14 protein-coding genes are annotated in these 14,380 nt (G+C 56.7%); 9 read left to right on the top strand and 5 right to left on the bottom strand.

Annotated features, from left to right (window positions below; translation table 11 throughout):
• Nucleotides 1–15 precede the first annotated feature (15 nt).
• The 4 genes from recJ (at nt 16) to ung (ending at nt 5,308) form a co-directional block, all read left to right on the top strand.
• A complete protein-coding gene (recJ, locus tag GRX64_RS17480; RefSeq protein ID WP_166269092.1) occupies nt 16–1,752 on the top strand; it encodes a single-stranded-DNA-specific exonuclease RecJ in 1,737 nt (578 codons plus the stop codon).
• 163 nt (nt 1,753–1,915) lie between these two features.
• Nucleotides 1,916–3,011, top strand: a protein-coding gene (gene prfB / locus GRX64_RS17475) for a peptide chain release factor 2 (RefSeq protein ID WP_166269090.1) whose coding sequence is annotated in 2 segments (ribosomal slippage) — nt 1,916–1,987 and nt 1,989–3,011 — 1,095 coding nt in all. Because the reading frame shifts where the segments join, the coding sequence is not laid out codon by codon here.
• 41 nt (nt 3,012–3,052) lie between these two features.
• Entirely contained in the window at nt 3,053–4,564 is a 1,512-nt protein-coding gene (gene lysS, locus GRX64_RS17470; protein WP_166269088.1) for a lysine--tRNA ligase, read from the top strand.
• Between the two features lie 3 nt (nt 4,565–4,567).
• A complete protein-coding gene (gene ung, locus GRX64_RS17465; protein WP_166269086.1) occupies nt 4,568–5,308 on the top strand; it encodes a uracil-DNA glycosylase in 741 nt (246 codons plus the stop codon).
• A 160-nt stretch (nt 5,309–5,468) separates the two neighbouring features.
• Here the strand turns inward: ung and GRX64_RS17460 are convergent, their stop codons facing one another.
• The 5 genes from GRX64_RS17460 to nadB all read right to left on the bottom strand — a co-directional run bounded on the left by GRX64_RS17460 (nt 5,469) and on the right by nadB (nt 9,822).
• Complete coding sequence (locus GRX64_RS17460; RefSeq protein ID WP_166269084.1) at nt 5,469–6,302, bottom strand: HDOD domain-containing protein; 834 nt, start codon at nt 6,300–6,302, stop codon at nt 5,469–5,471.
• An 80-nt stretch (nt 6,303–6,382) separates the two neighbouring features.
• Nucleotides 6,383–7,387: a CAF17-like 4Fe-4S cluster assembly/insertion protein YgfZ gene (gene ygfZ, locus GRX64_RS17455; protein ID WP_166269082.1), complete on the bottom strand. Its 1,005-nt coding sequence runs from the start codon at nt 7,385–7,387 to the stop codon at nt 6,383–6,385.
• 40 nt (nt 7,388–7,427) lie between these two features.
• Nucleotides 7,428–7,895 carry a hypothetical protein gene (locus GRX64_RS17450; protein ID WP_166269080.1) on the bottom strand — a complete coding sequence of 156 codons (468 nt, stop codon included), beginning with the start codon at nt 7,893–7,895 and terminating at the stop codon, nt 7,428–7,430.
• Nucleotides 7,879–8,133, bottom strand: coding sequence for an FAD assembly factor SdhE (locus GRX64_RS17445; protein WP_166269078.1), 255 nt, complete (start codon nt 8,131–8,133; stop codon nt 7,879–7,881). The genes GRX64_RS17450 and GRX64_RS17445 overlap by 17 nt, the downstream gene beginning before the upstream one ends.
• 84 nt (nt 8,134–8,217) lie before the next feature.
• Nucleotides 8,218–9,822: an L-aspartate oxidase gene (gene nadB / locus GRX64_RS17440; protein ID WP_207308829.1), complete on the bottom strand. Its 1,605-nt coding sequence runs from the start codon at nt 9,820–9,822 to the stop codon at nt 8,218–8,220.
• A gap of 202 nt (nt 9,823–10,024) precedes the next feature.
• On the opposite strand from nadB, the gene rpoE reads away from it, so the two are divergent.
• The 5 genes from rpoE (at nt 10,025) to GRX64_RS17415 (ending at nt 14,293) form a co-directional block, all read left to right on the top strand.
• Complete coding sequence (gene rpoE, locus GRX64_RS17435; RefSeq protein WP_166269074.1) at nt 10,025–10,636, top strand: RNA polymerase sigma factor RpoE; 612 nt, start codon at nt 10,025–10,027, stop codon at nt 10,634–10,636.
• 66 nt (nt 10,637–10,702) lie between these two features.
• Nucleotides 10,703–11,293: a sigma-E factor negative regulatory protein gene (locus GRX64_RS17430; RefSeq protein WP_166269072.1), complete on the top strand. Its 591-nt coding sequence runs from the start codon at nt 10,703–10,705 to the stop codon at nt 11,291–11,293.
• A gap of 57 nt (nt 11,294–11,350) precedes the next feature.
• Nucleotides 11,351–12,334, top strand: coding sequence for a MucB/RseB C-terminal domain-containing protein (locus tag GRX64_RS17425; RefSeq protein ID WP_166269070.1), 984 nt, complete (start codon nt 11,351–11,353; stop codon nt 12,332–12,334).
• Nucleotides 12,324–12,776, top strand: coding sequence for a SoxR reducing system RseC family protein (locus GRX64_RS17420; RefSeq protein ID WP_166269069.1), 453 nt, complete (start codon nt 12,324–12,326; stop codon nt 12,774–12,776). The genes GRX64_RS17425 and GRX64_RS17420 overlap by 11 nt, the downstream gene beginning before the upstream one ends.
• A 98-nt stretch (nt 12,777–12,874) precedes the next feature.
• Entirely contained in the window at nt 12,875–14,293 is a 1,419-nt protein-coding gene (locus GRX64_RS17415) for a DegQ family serine endoprotease (RefSeq protein WP_166269068.1), read from the top strand.
• The last annotated feature ends 87 nt before the right edge of the window (nt 14,294–14,380 follow it).

Here is a 14,380-nt window from a genome sequence, read left to right as displayed (position 1 = left end):
CTCAATTGCCGGATGATGACGCCGAAGAAAATTCGCCGCAGAATCGTGCCCGAAGCGACCCTTACCTGGGGTGAGCAACTTCCTCCTATCCTCCGGCGGCTCTATGCCGCGCGGGGCGTTACCTCCGAAACCCAGCTCAGCTATACCCTGAAACACTTGGCTTCGCCGTTGGAGCTCCGCGGTATCGGGCGAGCGGTTGAGATAATCACGGACGCGATACAACATCAGAAGCGGGTGTTGATTCTCGGTGATTTTGACGCCGACGGGGCAACCAGCACGGCGGTGGCTATGCTGGGTTTGTCCATGATGGGGCTGACGCAGGTGGATTTCCGGGTGCCCAGCCGGTTTGCCGATGGCTACGGGCTGAGCCCGGGGATCATTGCCCGTCTGGAGGAGGAAGGCAGCCTGCCAGACCTGCTTATTACGGTGGACAACGGCATTTCAGCCGTTGAGGGCGTTCGAGCGGCGCGCGAATTGGGGATTCAGGTGGTGGTCACTGATCATCATCTGCCCGGTGAGTCGTTGCCGGATGCAGACGCCATCGTCAATCCCAATCAGGTCGGATGTCCGTTTCTGAGTAAACATGCCGCTGGCGTCGGTGTGATGTTTTACGTTCTTACGGCCTTGCGACGTCACTTGCGAGAAACCGGCGTGCTGAGCGAGGCGCAGCAGCCCAATCTCGGTGTCTTGCTGGATCTGGTTGCCTTGGGCACGGTGGCGGATGTGGTGCCGCTGGATCACAATAACCGTATTTTTGTGGAGCAGGGTCTGCGCCGTATTCGTCAGGGCGAGGCCCGACCCGGCATATTGGCCTTGCTGGAAATCGCAGGCCGGGATCATCGTGAAATCAGCGCGACCGATCTCGGGTTTGTGGTTGGGCCGCGGCTGAACGCGGCGGGCCGACTGGACGACATGAGCATTGGTATCGCGTGCCTGCTCGCCGACGGTGAAGATGAAGCCCGCCGGCTGGCAACGGAACTGGATAGCCTGAACCGCGAGCGTCGCACCATTGAGACCGGCATGAAGGAGCAGGCACAGGCATTGCTGGGTGCGCTGTCGCTGGACATTGACGGGTTGCCTTGGGGGTTGGCGCTCTTCGACCCGGATTGGCACCAGGGCGTCATTGGGATATTGGCTGCGCGAATTCGAGAGCAAACTCACCGACCGGTCATTGCGTTTGCCCCAGGCGAAGACGATGAAGAAATCAAAGGCTCGGCACGGTCGATACCGGGGCTCCACATTCGTGATGTACTGGCCGCGGTGGACGCCCGTCATCCTGGCCTATTACGGAAATTTGGCGGCCATGCGATGGCCGCCGGTATGACCATGGCCAAGGTCGATCTCGACGCCTTTTCGCGCGCGTTTGACGAAGCCGTGCGTAGCACGATATCGGCGGCCGACCTGGATGCCGCCATTACCACCGATGGGGCGTTATCCCCTGCGGAGCTCAATCTTGAGACGGCGGCGCTTTTACGCCGGGCGGGTCCCTGGGGCCAGCATTTTCCAGAGCCGTTGTTCGATGGCGAGTTCGACGTGATCCGGCAGCGTATCGTCGGTGAAAATCACCTGAAGCTGGTGCTTCAACCCCGAGATGGGGGAGATATCATTGATGGCATTGCCTTCAACACCGGGCCCAGTGTGCCCGATTTTACTCAAACCGGGGCCAGGGTCGTTTATAAACCTGATGCCAATACCTTTCGGGGGCGCACCAGTTTGCAGTTGCTGATCGACTATCTTGAGCCTGCCCAGTAACGTATTCTTGTGCGCCACCTTGCCCGCAAATCTGAGTTCTATGCGCTGAACGTTTGCCCAGGCTGATTTAGCCCGTTTTTTCCGGTAAAATGCCGCGTTTCATTCGATCGCACGGGGCCGATGTCCCATGCGCAAAAATTTCGAGACTGTGAGAAGCCGTTTCATGGAAATCAACCCGATTGTGATGACTATTAAAGACCTTCGCGAGCGCACCGATGCGCTTAGGGGGTATCTTTGACTACGATCAGCGCAGTGAACGGCTGGTTGAAGTAGAGCGCGAGCTGGAAGACCCAAAGGTTTGGGAAGACCCCGAACGGGCACAGAAGTTGGGAAAAGAGCGCGCGGATCTGGAGCTGATTGTCAAAACCATCGACAACCTGACGTCTGGCCTCGAAGACGCCGAAGGGTTGCTTGATATCGCCGCCGAAGAGGAAGACCAAGGCACGGCGGACGATATTGTTGCTGATTTGAAGAGCTTGGATCAGGAACTGCAGAAACTGGAGTTTCGTCGCATGTTTTCCGGCGAAATGGACGCGAACAACGCCTATCTGGATATTCAGTCGGGTTCCGGCGGCACGGAGGCCCAGGACTGGGCCAACATGCTGTTGCGGATGTATTTACGTTGGGGTGAGCGTCGGGGGTTCAAGACTGAAATTGTCGAACTTCAGGACGGCGACGTCGCGGGCGTAAAGAGTGCCACCATCCATTTCCAGGGTGAATACGCCTATGGCTGGCTGCGCACCGAGACCGGTGTTCATCGGCTGGTTCGTAAGTCGCCGTTCGATTCCGGTAATCGCCGGCACACCTCATTTTCTTCTGTGTTTGTATCACCGGAAGTGGATGACAGTTTCGAAATTGAGATCAACCCCGCCGATTTGCGGGTGGACGTTTACCGCGCTTCCGGCGCAGGCGGCCAGCACGTTAACCGGACGGAATCCGCCGTGCGTTTAACACACAATCCAACGGGGACGGTTGTGGCCTGCCAGGCCGGCCGCAGTCAGCATCAGAACAAAGACCAGGCCATGAAACAGCTGAAAGCGAAGCTGTTTGAGCTGGAGATGCAAAAACGCAACGCCGAGAAGCAGCAGATGGAAGACTCCAAGTCGGACATCGGCTGGGGTAGCCAGATTCGTTCCTACGTGCTGGATGACAGTCGCGTCAAGGATCTGCGCACCAAGGTAGAAACCAGCAATACCCAGGCTGTCCTGGACGGGGATATCGATAAATTTATCGAAGCCAGCCTCAAAATGGCGCTGTAACCCAGTGACCTCGATCCAAACCTTTATGTTAGCGAGAGACCATGACTGAACAAATGCCAAACGCCACCCAGCATGACGAGAACAAGTTGATCGCCGAGCGCCGGAACAAGTTGGCGGACTTGCGCGAGCAGGGCAACCCCTTTCCAAACGATTTTCGTCGTGACCATACCGCCGAATCTCTTACGGCGGCACACGGCGACAAATCCAAGGAGGAGCTGGAGTCGTTGGGGCTGACCGTCGCCATCGCCGGTCGTTTAATGCTCGACCGTAAGGCATTCAAGGTCGTTCAGGACATGACGGGGCGGATGCAGATTTATGCGACCAAGGACGTGCAAAAGGTAACCAAGCACTGGGACCTGGGGGACGTCGTGGGCGTTCGAGGCACATTGTGCAAGTCGGGCAAGGGCGACCTGTATGTGGCGATGGACGAGTATGTGCTGCTCACCAAGTCATTGCGTCCGCTGCCAGAAAAGCACAAGGGCCTGACCGATACCGAAACCCGCTATCGCCAGCGCTATGTCGACTTGATGGTCAATGAAGATACCCGCCGGGTGTTCCACGCTCGCTCCAAGATCATTAATTGCATCCGCAACTTTTTTACCCAGCGGGACTTCATGGAAGTTGAGACACCCATGCTGCAGGTGATTCCTGGGGGTGCGACTGCCCGGCCGTTTGTGACACATCACAACGCTCTCGGTATTGATATGTATCTGAGAATCGCGCCGGAACTGTACCTTAAACGGTTGGTGGTCGGTGGTTTCGAGCGGGTTTTTGAAATCAATCGCAACTTCCGCAATGAGGGTTTGTCCACCCGGCACAATCCGGAATTCACGATGCTGGAGTTCTATCAGGCCTATGCGGATTTTAACGATCTGATGGATCTGACCGAAGCCATGTTGCGAGAGACGGCACAAACCGTTTTAGGTACCACGAACGTGGTCAATACCCGCCCCCTGGCGGGCGGCGACGTAGATACCATCGAGTACGACTTTGGCAAGCCCTTTGAGCGGCTCACGGTGGTCGACTCCATTCTCAAGTTCAACCCCGACATCTCGGCTAACCAAATCAACGATGATACTGGGGCCCGACAGATTGCCAGGGATCTGGGCATTACGGTCAAGCAAGGCTGGGGGCTGGGCAAGGTTCAGGTAGAGATCTTCGAGAAGACGGTTGAACATCGTCTGATGCAGCCGACGTTTATTACCGAATACCCAACCGAAGTGTCCCCCCTGGCCCGTCGTAAGGACAGCAATCCGTTTGTTACCGAGCGATTTGAATTTTTCGTCGGTGGCCGTGAAATCGCCAACGGATTCTCGGAGTTGAACGATGCCGAAGATCAGGCCGAGCGGTTCCAGGAACAGGTGGCGGAAAAAGAGGCCGGCGATGATGAAGCCATGTTCTACGACGAAGATTATGTGACGGCGCTGGAGTATGGTTTGCCGCCCACTGCGGGTGAGGGCATCGGTATTGACCGTCTGGCCATGCTATTGACCGATTCGCAGTCCATTCGTGATGTGATTCTGTTTCCGGCCATGCGCCCGGAGCATGGCTAAACCATGCAGCCGGTCGATGCCCTGGCGGCCGAGCTCAAACCCGGTCGCGGCTGGGTAGAGCGCTTGGAGGGCGAGTTTCGTCAGCCTTATATGAAAGCGCTGGCAGAATTTCTGGCGGCGGAAGAGCAGACCGGAAAAATTCTGTTTCCTGCCCGCCATCATTGTTTTAACGCCCTCAACAGCACACCACTGGATCAGGTGTCCGTCGTGATACTGGGGCAGGACCCATACCATGGTCCGGGGCAGGCTCATGGCCTGTGTTTCAGTGTCCGACCGGGGGTGACCACGCCGCCGTCGCTGGTCAATATGTTCAAGGAATTGCAGTCGGATCTGGGCATTGCACCGCCGGATCATGGCTGCTTGCAGCCTTGGGCTGAGCAAGGGGTGCTCTTGCTTAACAGTGTGTTAACCGTGTCTCAGGGCCAGGCTGGAGCGCACCAGGGCAAAGGCTGGGAAACGTTTACCGATCAAGTGATTGAGACCGTGAATCGCGAATGTGACGGTGTGGTGTTCATCCTCTGGGGGAGTTACGCCAGAAAGAAAGGGCGAGCCATTGATCGGCAGCGGCACTGTGTCCTAGAAGGACCTCATCCATCACCGCTCAGTGCCTATCGCGGTTTTTTCGGCTGCCAGCATTTCTCAAAAACTAACCAGTGGCTTGCGACCCAGGGCCGCCGACAAGTGTGCTGGGAGTTGCCCGCTAAAAAGCTGCTTTTCGAGCGCTACGGTAAATCAGAATCCTGACTGCCAGTGCGATGCCCGACCAGTCACCTGAACGTTGCGATTGAGTGCTTAAGGCCCGCCCAAGTAATGCCACTTCAGTCAGTTTGACTCCCTGTCGCCGCATGATCCTTTGCCAATGAGGACGTTTCACGCCCACATTGGTTGACGGTGGAGGGCTGTGTTACTTCAACAGCGCCATGGCCGCTTCCATCTGGGCGTTCAGGTCTTCTTCCGCACTCATATCGATGTCGGGGTCCAGCCCCAGACGGTCAAAAGCGGTGACCGTTTTCCAGTCCATTTCGGTCAATGGGTGCTCTGACCCGGCAACCAGTTGCAAGTTGGCGACCATGACAAGATCGGCGTAATCCGCCTTGGGAACCTCGCGCTGAAAGCGGGCATATTCCAGTGGAACTTGCTGGAGTTCGGGTGGGAAGTCCCATTTTTTCAAAATCTGATGGCCAATCTTCGGGTGGATCTCATCGACCACGTTGTCAAGCATGATGCTGCTGATCTGAATGTCCTGGTCTTCCACATAACGCAGAATGGGCAATACTCCGATCAAGTGAACCAGGCCCGCAAGCGTGGCCTGATCAGGTTTGAGTTTGGTGTAATGCTGTGCCAGCACATGGCAAATGCCAGCAACTTCGGTGCTCGTTTGCCATGTAGCGCGTAGCCGTTTATCAATCATGTCGGAAGTGGCTTGGAACATTTGCTCCATAGCCAGGCCCATCGCCAGGTTGCTGGTGTAGGCCATGCCCAGGCGGCTGACGGCCATATTGAGGTTCTCAATGGATCGGGAGCCTCGGAACAAAGGGCTGTTGCAGACTCGAATGAGGCGCGCCGACAACGCGGTATCGTTGCTGATAACCTTGACCAGATCGAGGATGGACGAGTCTTCGGATTCGGCGATCTCTCGAACCTGCAGGGCGGCTTCCGGCAGGGTAGGAAGAAGGAGCTTATCGTTATCAATAGCGCTCAGCAGGTCATTTTTAATGGTTTCAACGATCGTAGACATAGTCGGTCTGAATCCGTGATCAGTGTGTTATCGAAAGGATTTAGTAGTTATAGCAAAATCTGGCGTTGATGCCTGTCAACTTATGTATCGTTGACGTCGGTTTTCTGCCGTTCCGGAACCGAATAGGGCAGATCCAACAGTTGCAATGGCGTGGCGCTGGGGTCTTTCAGCGTTAATGGGTGACCGGCGCCTTCATGGCGAAGCACGGCCAGCGCTTCGGCGCTGTGGTTGTCGTAAGCAACGCTGGAGACAATTTCGCCGATTACGCGCTCACCAGCGAGAACCTGCTGGCCCGGAATGAGGGCCGACTCTGCGGGTTCGGCCCGGAGCCGGAACAGACTTTTCTTGAGCTGCCCCAGAAAATGCATGCGGGCGATGACCTCCTGCCCAGTGTAGCAGCCTTTCTTAAAGTGAATGCCGTCGACGTGTTGCCAGTTCAACATTTGCGGAACGTACGCATCCTGAGTGGCTGGACACAAGGCCGCTATGCCTGCGGCAATTTCAGAGGCCTGCCAGTCCGTTTCGGATGCTTTGTAGGCAGCCTCAATCGTTGCGGCCTCACTCTCGGATAAAGGTCCGACCCGCCAAAACTCATAGCGGACAAGTCCGCTGGCAGTGTCCTGAGTGCGAATCAGGGTGTGGGCTCCGATCCGCGCGGTGTCTCCCGGTTCAAGCAAGCGGGGTGTGATGCCGGGAGCGAGTTGTTCGGCCAAATCGTTTCCGAACAGGCCCACAATGCCCGCATCCTCCAGAACAGCCATGTTGGTGCCACGGAAAAGCATCAGGTATTTGTTGAGGTGGGCAACAATGGCGTCTGCCAGTGAGGCTGGAAACGCCAGCAGCACGGAGTCATCGTGACGAACCAGGCGCGTCAACGCATAGGCTCGGCCTTTGGGGTTGCAGGCCGCGGCTCTGGGTGACCGGGTATCGGTCACCTCATCCATGCTCTGACTGAATTGACCGTGGAGAAATTTATCCACGGCCGGGCCGGAGACCTGCACGATCACCTGCCCGGTCAGTGAGGCGGAAGCTGGTGTTGGCAGTGAAATCCTGGCATGGCTGGCTAACGGCGTGGGTTCCGGCATCTGAAACTCCAGATTGTACAAATGGATGGTCGATAATGCGTCAGCGAACTGTGTTGACCTTGGACAGCCGCAGCCATACCCGGAGACGTCTGAAGGCATCCGGGTCGGTATTACGAGGCTGGCCATCGGCTCGCCGAACGTCGATTAAAACAACCAGCGGTGGTGTTAAGTTGGTGCCGACCAGTGCCAGTTTCAAGAGCGCCATCCGCCCAAACAGCCGGCTTTCGGTTTTTGCGTGAGCAGGAAATCTCTGACCATTGCCCAATAGCGCATGCAATTGCCCGTCGCGGATCGATAGTTGCGTGACGGAAGCGCTGGACATCAATAGCCCACTGGCGCGAACTTGCCAGACGGCACCGGCCAGGGCTGGCGGACAACACAGCAACAACGGAGCACTGCTGGCCAGTCCGACGGTGAGAGCCGATAGCAGCAAGGTAATCCAGGGAGTCGATGCAATGAGGCCCGCGCCAAGCGACGGATAAAGCCTGACGTTAATCTGGCTGCACACGCTGAACGATCATATCCACAATACGCTGCAACTCGGGATCGTCTGGCTGGCTGCGCTGCATGAACCATTGCCAGATGTCCGCGTCCTCGCAGGTCAGCAGCTTCCGGTAAAGATCCTGGTCCTGTTTTGGCAGATCCCGGTACACCTCCTCAAGGAAGGGAATTAACAAGACGTCAAGTTCAAGCATGCCGCGGCGGCTGTGCCAGTAAAGACGATTAAATTCAGTGTTGTCATCCATTGTCAGTCTCATGTGGTTACGGCTGTGGTGGTCGGCGAGTTGACCGGCGCTGCAAATTGATTGGTGCTTCCTGGCCCACACCCGTCAGGGCGATTTGGTACGGAAGCTGGTCGGGACGAGCACGGTGTCTTTAACTTCATGCATCAGTCCGGGGTAGTCCAGCGTGTAGTGAAGACCGCGACTCTCATTTCGTTGCATGGCGGAACAGATGATCAGATCAGCAATGGTGACCAGGTTTCGCAGCTCCAAGAGATCATTTGAGACCCGGTAATTACTGTAAAACTCCCCGATTTCCCGGGACAGCAGGTCAATACGGTGTTTGGCCCGCTGCAGTCTTTTGGTGGTGCGCACAATTCCGACATAGTCCCACATGAAATGCCTGAGTTCATCCCAGTTGTGGGAAATGACGACATCCTCATCGGAGTCTCTGACCTGGGATTCGTCCCATTCCGGGGCGTTGGGGGGCGCCGGAATATCGGCTGCCCTGCGGGCGATGTCCGCCGCCGCGGCGCGACCATACACCAGACATTCAAGCAGTGAGTTGCTGGCCATCCGGTTGGCGCCATGCAATCCGGTAAACGCGGCCTCACCCACGGCATACAGCTGGTTCACGTCGGTGCGGGCGCGCTTGTCCGTCATGATGCCACCGCAGGTGTAATGGGCTGCGGGCACCACCGGAATCGGATCACTGGTGATGTCGATTCCGAATTCCAGGCATTTCTCATAAATTGTCGGAAAGTGTTTGCGAATAAAATCCGCCGGTTTATGGCTGATGTCGAGGTACAGGTGATCGGCCCCCAGGCGCTTCATTTCATGGTCGATGGCGCGAGCGACAATGTCACGAGGCGCCAGTTCGGCCCGCGCATCGAAGCGATCCATAAACCGCGAGCCGTCAGGCAACCTTAAATAACCACCTTCTCCACGCACGGCCTCGGTAATCAAAAAAGACTTGGCGTGGGGGTGGTACAAACAGGTGGGGTGGAATTGGTTGAACTCCATGTTTGCGGTTCGGCATCCCGCTCGCCATGCCATGGCAATGCCGTCACCGGAGGCGCCATCGGGGTTGCTGGTGTAACGATAAGCCTTGCTCGCACCGCCGGTGGCAATGACCACGAACCGGGCCCGGAACAGCTCGACGTGATTGTCATCCAGGTTCAGAACGTAAGCACCCACACAGCGGTTGCCCGGCAGCAACAGTTTACGATTGGTAATCAGGTCGACCGCAACCCGTGACTCCATCAGTTGGATATTCTCCCGCGCGGCCGCTTGCTGACTCAGCGTACTGGAGACAGCATGACCGGTAGCGTCGGCGGCATGGATGATACGCCGATGACTGTGGCCACCTTCACGGGTCAGGTGCAGTTGGGCGTTTTCGTCACGGGTGAAATTGACGCCGCTATCAATGAGCCATTCGATGCTTTCACGGCCGTGTTCAACGGTGAATCGCACAGCGTCTTCATGGCACAGCCCGGCACCGGAGGACAGGGTGTCCCGGATATGGTTCTCGACGGAATCTTCGTTATCCAGAACCGCTGCGATGCCGCCCTGAGCCCAAAGGGTCGCACCGCTGGTGATTTTGCCCTTACTTATAACGGCCACTTTCAGGTGGTGCGGCAAATTGAGGGCAACCGTCAAGCCGGCAGCTCCGCTGCCGATGATGAGAACGTCGTGTTCGTATGAGTGTGGCATCAAGTTGTTATCACGGGCCATAATGTGGAACTGTATTGAACTAAACTTTGCGTCTGCTGTCTATTTGGCTGAATGGGAAGTGCCATCGAAAGCTGGTACCAGACTCGACCACAAAGCTGAGTATGACAGCCATATGACGTCACTGAAGAAGTATCAGCTTGGCCGCGAGGCCCTACACAGTCGAAGGCCGGTTATTTCACCCATGGCTCCCGAATCAGGTCTCAATACGGCAACCAACGCCGAAAGTCAGACTGACCTTCAATTGGTCAACAAGGTGCGTCGTGGTGATCGTGCCGCTTTTGATTTGCTGGTAATCAAGTATCAGTCACGGGTGGCGGCCATTATAAGCCGGTACATCTACGACAATCAGGATGTGATGGACTTGACCCAGGAGGCGTTCGTCAAAGCATTCAAGGCGATCGATCGGTTTCGGGGTGACAGTGCATTTTACACGTGGCTCTACCGCATCGCCGTTAATACCGCGAAAAATCATTTGGAGTCGAGAGCGCGTCGCCCACAGGGCAGTGCGGATCCCTCTGACGCGGAGAATTTTGATGACGGTGGCCGGCTTCGCGATAATGCGTCCCCAGACCGGATGCTGCAGCGCGAGCAATTACAAAAGGCACTGCAGATGGCCATTGCGGCATTGCCCGAGGAGCTCCGGTCCGCGTTTTTATTGCGTGAGTACGATGGCCTGAGTTATGACGACATTGCGCGTGTCCTGGAGTGCCCGATTGGTACTGTTCGTTCGCGTATTTTTCGGGCTCGTGATGCGGTTGATCGTCATTTGGGCCCGATGTTGGACAACACATGATCAACAATACGTGCAGACCGCCTGAAAGGTGGCAAATACATCGAGTGTGGAACGAGGTTGCGTCCGATGGATGATCGTCTGAAAGAAACCTTGTCAGCAATGATGGATGATCAGGCGGATGAGCTGTCCGTGCGTCGTTTGTTGTCCAAAGCTGACAGCGGCGACCTGAGAGGTCAGTGGCAGCGTTGGCAGCAAGTTCGGGAATTAATGCACGAAGAACCGGCGCTGACAAGCCAGATTGATGTCAGCCATCAGGTGCAAGCATCGTTGTTTGGCGAATCTCCGCCTCTGGCGGCGGGTGCCGACCGTCTAGCGCAACGACGTAGTGTGGCCACCTGGCGTTGGCCTGCGGTTGCGATGATCACGGTCTCGCTGGTCATTGGTTTTGGCCTCGGCGCTGGCTGGGATTCAAAGTCGGCCACCTCGATAGCCGCCACGGATTCTTCGAGAACCGGTGAAGAAGCGACGCTACTGGTGACCGACGCGGGTGAGGTTTCGGATCAGATCCCGGAAGTTGCGCTGCAAAAACTCGATAACAAACAATGGGAACACCTCAGCCGTTACCTGCTTGAACATGCCCAACACAACAGTGTCGGGGCTGGTCGTGGGGCGGTTGGATACGCTCGGCTAGCCAGTGTTTCAGGCACCGGGCGCTGATGCGGTATGAACAGAACAGGCTTGGGTAAATACCTGATTACGGTTCGGAGACGTCCAATGCGCTGGTTGTCGGTGGTGTTGCTGCTGCAGTTGTCAGGCTGGGTCGGTGCGGCGGAGCAAGACTCTGCCGAGTATTGGCTGAAGCGGTTGGGCCCTGCCATTAATATGACCAGCTATCGCGGGGTGTTTGTTTACGCCAGAGGCGATCAGGTCAGTACCATGCAAGTGGCTCACCGTTACCATAACGGCCAGGTTGAGGAGCGGTTGGTGCAACAGGATGGCAAGAACGGTGAGATCGTTAGACGGGGAATGCGCGTCTACTGTGTCTTGCCTGACCACGGCCGGATTCAATTGGACCAAGTAATTCCATCGGGCCCATTTGCCGAGGCCTTTACCCATCAGCTGATCCCGATCAGTCGGTGGTATGTCCCTGAAAAGCTTAATGATGACCGCATTGCAGGCTACCCGGTCGCGGTCGTTGCACTCAATGCCAGGGATAAACATCGTTACAGCTACCGTTTATGGCTGGAAAAGGAGACCGGGTTGCTGGTCAAGAGCCATGTTCGGAGCAGCAATGATGAGGTCCTTGAACGATTTCAGTTCACCAGTCTTGAAATTACTGACAGCCTTCCAGATCACGAGTTTGAAGTGCAATCCCATGGCACAGAAGTCGAGCGCAAACTGGCGCCTCAAACCTTGGCTATGACCACGCCTCGCATGGATGGCTGGCGGCTGACGTGGCGGCCTGATGGCTTCGTGCCGGCTGCGGCCCCGCGCGCGGGCAACGGGCAGGCGATCGCGTTCTCCGATGGCCTGGCTGCGTTTTCGGTGTTTGTAGAACCGGAGGGGCAGGTCAGCATGCCAACAGGTGCTTCCCGAATCGGTGCCACGACCGCCTACATGCGACGGGTGGATGTACGAGGGCGCGATCTGCTGGTGACAGTGGTTGGCGAGATTCCGCCTGCGACAGCCATGCGCGTGGCTGAAGCGGTGGATATTGACGATGCACTTGCGATTCGGGAGCCCGGCAGTGATCACTGAAAACGGACGTGTCGTTGCCATCAAAGGCGATCAGCTCTGGGTCCAGACCATCCAGCTGAGTGCCTGCAACACCTGCAGCGCCAAACAGGGTTGTGGCCAAAGAGTCCTCGCTGGTGTCACTGCCGGCAGAGCGAATCAAGTCTTGGTCGACAATGTCCTGGGTGCCCGTGTCGGGGATGTGGTCACGCTTGCAATTGAGGAGTCGGCATTGTTGCGGGCGTCCTTGCTGGTGTATGCACTACCGTTGATTTTCCTGGTTGTGGGGGCCGTGGCCGGACACCAGTTGGCGCCATCGTCGGATGGCTGGGCGTTGGTCTTGTCGGGGCTGGGCATGGGGCTCGGGTTCGTGGTGGTGCATCGGCAACAGAAGCATCACGGGCAGTTTTTTCGACCACAATTGCTTCGTATTGAAAAACAGTCCATTGACCCTACGATTTATTAAGTTGAAAACGTTGTGGGGCGGAACAGAATAGAAATCGAACTACCGTTGAAGGAGAGTGTGCGATGTTATTGATAAATCGTGATCATTGGAAAGGATCGATGGGCAGGCGCATCACTGCATTGGGGTTGATGCTGGTCATGGTTTTCAGTGTTGCGGTGGTATCCGCGCGGGCCAGCAGCCTGCCGGACTTTACCGATCTTGTGAAAGAAAATTCAGCCGCCGTTGTGAACATCAGCACCACACAGGAACGGGCCGGTCAGATCGGCGGATTGCCGTTCAACCAAGATCAGCTTGACCAGCTTCCCGAATTTTTCCAGGATTTTTTCCGCGGTCCGCAGTCGCCATTTAATCAGAGAAATCCCAGGCGCCAGGCGCCCATCAGTTCGATGGGATCCGGGTTTATTGTGTCCAGGGATGGCTACGTGCTGACCAACAACCATGTGGTGGAAGGTGCGGATGAAATCATTGTGCGCCTCAGTGACCGCCGGGAATTGCCTGCGGTCTTGATTGGCACTGACCCGCGGTCGGATCTGGCGGTCCTCAAGATAAAGGACGATGAGGACTTGCCCGTGGTTCGCATAGGTCGCTCCAAAGATCTGGAGCCGGGGGAGTGGGTGCTCGCCATAGGCTCACCGTTTGGCTTTGACTACACGGTCACTGCCGGCATCGTGAGTGCTGTTGGCCGGGCGTTGCCGAGTGAAAACTATGTGCCGTTCATACAGACCGATGTGGCGATTAATCCGGGTAATTCCGGCGGCCCCCTGTTCAACCTGGACGGAGAGGTGGTCGGCATTAACTCGCAAATCTACACCCGGTCCGGGGGCTTTATGGGCGTATCCTTCGCGATTCCGATCGACGAAGCGATGAATGTCTTCAGGCAGATTCGTGACAAGGGCTCGGTAGCCCGAGGCTGGCTCGGGGTGCTGATTCAGGAAGTCAATCGTGATCTGGCAGAGTCGTTTGGCCTGAGTCGGCCAAGAGGCGCGCTGGTTGCTGAGGTCATGGCCGGATCGCCAGCCGAGAAAGCCGGTTTGGAGGCGGGTGATATTGTGCTGGAGTACGACGGCGACCCTGTGAATCTGTCGTCTGACCTCCCGCCCATGGTTGGTCGTACCCCTGTGGGCGAAACCGCGACGCTGGAGGTGCTGCGTGAGGGGCGATACATCGATATTGATGTGGTCATAGGCCGGTTGCCAGTTGATGAAAGTGCGCAGAGAGAAGCACCGCAAAGTCCCGATTCATCTGGTGGCCCTCTCGGCTTGGTGGTCGAGCCCTTGACCGAAGAACTGAAGTCAGCCTTGGGTATAGACGCGGGCGTATTGGTGACGAATGTTGTCCGGGGGCCGGCCCTGGATGCGGGTTTGCGACCCAATGACATCATTACCGAGCTTAATCGCAAGAAAATACAATCCGTTGCCGATTTTCAGCAAACGGTTGCCAGCCTGCCGAAGGACAAGGCGGTGTCCGTGCGAGTGATCAGGGAGGGGCGAGCGACCTATCTGGTGATGAAGCCTTAAGGCATTGGTCAAAAGGGCCGCCGGCCAGTGATACCGGCGGCCACCGTTCGGTCAGCTTCGTGGCAGGTACACGGCAGGGCTTTTTGC

Origin of the sequence: Marinobacter caseinilyticus, assembly GCF_011074955.1 — a bacterium.
Lineage (GTDB): Bacteria > Pseudomonadota > Gammaproteobacteria > Pseudomonadales > Oleiphilaceae > Marinobacter > Marinobacter caseinilyticus.
The sequence above is the reverse complement of the archived record's forward strand: the minus strand, read 5'-3'. Positions and strand labels throughout refer to the sequence as shown.

What these genes read in the sequence shown, in the direction of transcription:
- rpoE (WP_166269074.1), top strand. Translation starts at nt 10,025, where the DNA reads ATGGCTCCCGAATCAGGTCTCAATACGGCAACCAACGCCGAAAGTCAG.
- lysS (WP_166269088.1), top strand. Translation starts at nt 3,053, where the DNA reads ATGACTGAACAAATGCCAAACGCCACCCAGCATGACGAGAACAAGTTG.
- GRX64_RS17425 (WP_166269070.1), top strand. Translation starts at nt 11,351, where the DNA reads ATGCGCTGGTTGTCGGTGGTGTTGCTGCTGCAGTTGTCAGGCTGGGTC.
- nadB (WP_207308829.1), bottom strand. Translation starts at nt 9,822, where the DNA reads ATGCCACACTCATACGAACACGACGTTCTCATCATCGGCAGCGGAGCT.
- GRX64_RS17430 (WP_166269072.1), top strand. Translation starts at nt 10,703, where the DNA reads ATGGATGATCGTCTGAAAGAAACCTTGTCAGCAATGATGGATGATCAG.
- GRX64_RS17460 (WP_166269084.1), bottom strand. Translation starts at nt 6,302, where the DNA reads ATGTCTACGATCGTTGAAACCATTAAAAATGACCTGCTGAGCGCTATT.
- GRX64_RS17415 (WP_166269068.1), top strand. Translation starts at nt 12,875, where the DNA reads ATGGGCAGGCGCATCACTGCATTGGGGTTGATGCTGGTCATGGTTTTC.
- GRX64_RS17445 (WP_166269078.1), bottom strand. Translation starts at nt 8,133, where the DNA reads ATGGATGACAACACTGAATTTAATCGTCTTTACTGGCACAGCCGCCGC.
- recJ (WP_166269092.1), top strand. Translation starts at nt 16, where the DNA reads ATGACGCCGAAGAAAATTCGCCGCAGAATCGTGCCCGAAGCGACCCTT.
- ygfZ (WP_166269082.1), bottom strand. Translation starts at nt 7,387, where the DNA reads ATGCCGGAACCCACGCCGTTAGCCAGCCATGCCAGGATTTCACTGCCA.
- ung (WP_166269086.1), top strand. Translation starts at nt 4,568, where the DNA reads ATGCAGCCGGTCGATGCCCTGGCGGCCGAGCTCAAACCCGGTCGCGGC.